Here is a 1,217-nt window from a genome sequence, read left to right on the forward strand (position 1 = left end):
GGTTAAAAGGAAGGAATACGATGTCACGATATTCCAAACGCCTGAATTTCGACAAAATAAAGGATATCGACAAGTTTACCGATTAACTGTGCAGGCATCGGACCATGTTGAATGCATCAATTCGGTCTTTTCGACATTTAATGTTCACGATCGAATACCTAATGATTTTAATGGAAGATTTATTTCAACAGGGGATATTTTGAATATTGATGAAGGGCGGAAAGGGCAATATTATTTTCAATTAAAACCGGGAGGCTGGCAGGAAATTAATCGTATTCATATTAGGTAGGAAGGGGAGAGCAGCTATGCTCTCCTTATTCAATGTTAGAACCAGGACCATTTTTCCTTCCTTGAGCAGTGAATTCTTTACCGTGAGCTTCTTGTTCAGCGATAATTGCTTCTTTCGGAATGTGATTATTTTTTTTTGGTGAATTGATTCGATTTCGATGTTTTTTACCCATTTGCAGGCTCCCCTCTATTTCTTACTAATTGTTTTAACTGTTTTTGATGTATTAGGCTCTGTATTTGATCTTGATGTTGGATTTGTTTCATTCGCGTGTTGAACAGCCTGTCTAAGTTTTTTACTCATTTTTTCCTGTGCCACTAATCAACACCTCCTGATTTGGCTAAAGATAGCTTTCCCGTAAGCGTAAAAAAAATGCTGGAGGAATAGAACGATTTAAAGCTGGGATATATTATGGTATAGTGAGGTAGGGATTTTTACCCTTCGAGAAAATTTGGGAGGCTTAATTTATGAGTATACATATTGGTGCGAAAGAAAATGAAGTTGCTGAAACAGTCCTTTTACCTGGGGATCCTTTACGTGCAAAATATATTGCTGAAACATTTTTGGAAAATGCCAAATGCTATAATGAAGTACGAAATATGTTTGGATATACAGGTACATACAAGGGCCATCCTATCTCTGTTCAAGGAACTGGTATGGGTGTACCATCGATTTCTATCTATATAAATGAATTGATGCAAAGCTATAATGTTCAAAATTTAATCCGCGTCGGTACTTGTGGGGCTATTCAAAAGGATGTAAAGGTGCGGGATGTGATCCTGGCAATGACAGCTTCAACAGATTCTCAAATGAATAGGATTACATTTGGAGGAGTCGATTATGCTCCTACAGCTAATTTTGATTTACTTAAACGTGCTTATGAAGCAGGAGTGCAAAAAGGACTTCAGCTTAAAGTTGGAAGCGTATTTAC

Annotated in this window: 4 protein-coding genes; 2 read left to right on the plus strand and 2 right to left on the minus strand. The window is 37.2% G+C overall.

The window, feature by feature from the left end; translation table 11 throughout:
* A partial coding sequence (locus V7149_RS25840; RefSeq protein ID WP_335348417.1) for a YodL domain-containing protein occupies positions 1 to 289 on the plus strand: 289 nt, incomplete at its 5' end.
* A gap of 25 nt (positions 290 to 314) precedes the next feature.
* On the opposite strand, the gene V7149_RS25845 is transcribed toward V7149_RS25840, so the two are convergent.
* Together V7149_RS25845 and V7149_RS25850 are read right to left on the minus strand one after the other, a co-directional pair.
* Positions 315 to 461, minus strand: a complete 147-nt coding sequence (locus tag V7149_RS25845) for a hypothetical protein (RefSeq protein ID WP_197414494.1) — start codon at positions 459 to 461, stop codon at positions 315 to 317.
* A 14-nt stretch (positions 462 to 475) separates the two neighbouring features.
* Positions 476 to 604 carry a hypothetical protein gene (locus tag V7149_RS25850; protein WP_335348419.1) on the minus strand — a complete coding sequence of 43 codons (129 nt, stop codon included), beginning with the start codon at positions 602 to 604 and terminating at the stop codon, positions 476 to 478.
* A gap of 149 nt (positions 605 to 753) precedes the next feature.
* Between V7149_RS25850 and deoD the strand changes: the two genes are divergently transcribed.
* A partial coding sequence (gene deoD, locus V7149_RS25855) for a purine-nucleoside phosphorylase (RefSeq protein WP_335348418.1) occupies positions 754 to 1,217 on the plus strand: 464 nt, incomplete at its 3' end.

It is taken from the genome of Bacillus sp. JJ1503 (assembly GCF_036965125.1).
In the GTDB taxonomy this organism is placed as follows: domain Bacteria; phylum Bacillota; class Bacilli; order Bacillales; family Cytobacillaceae; genus Cytobacillus.

Coding starts and splice junctions, on each gene's coding strand:
- V7149_RS25845 (WP_197414494.1), bottom strand. CDS start 461: ATGGGTAAAAAACATCGAAATCGAATCAATTCACCAAAAAAAAATAAT.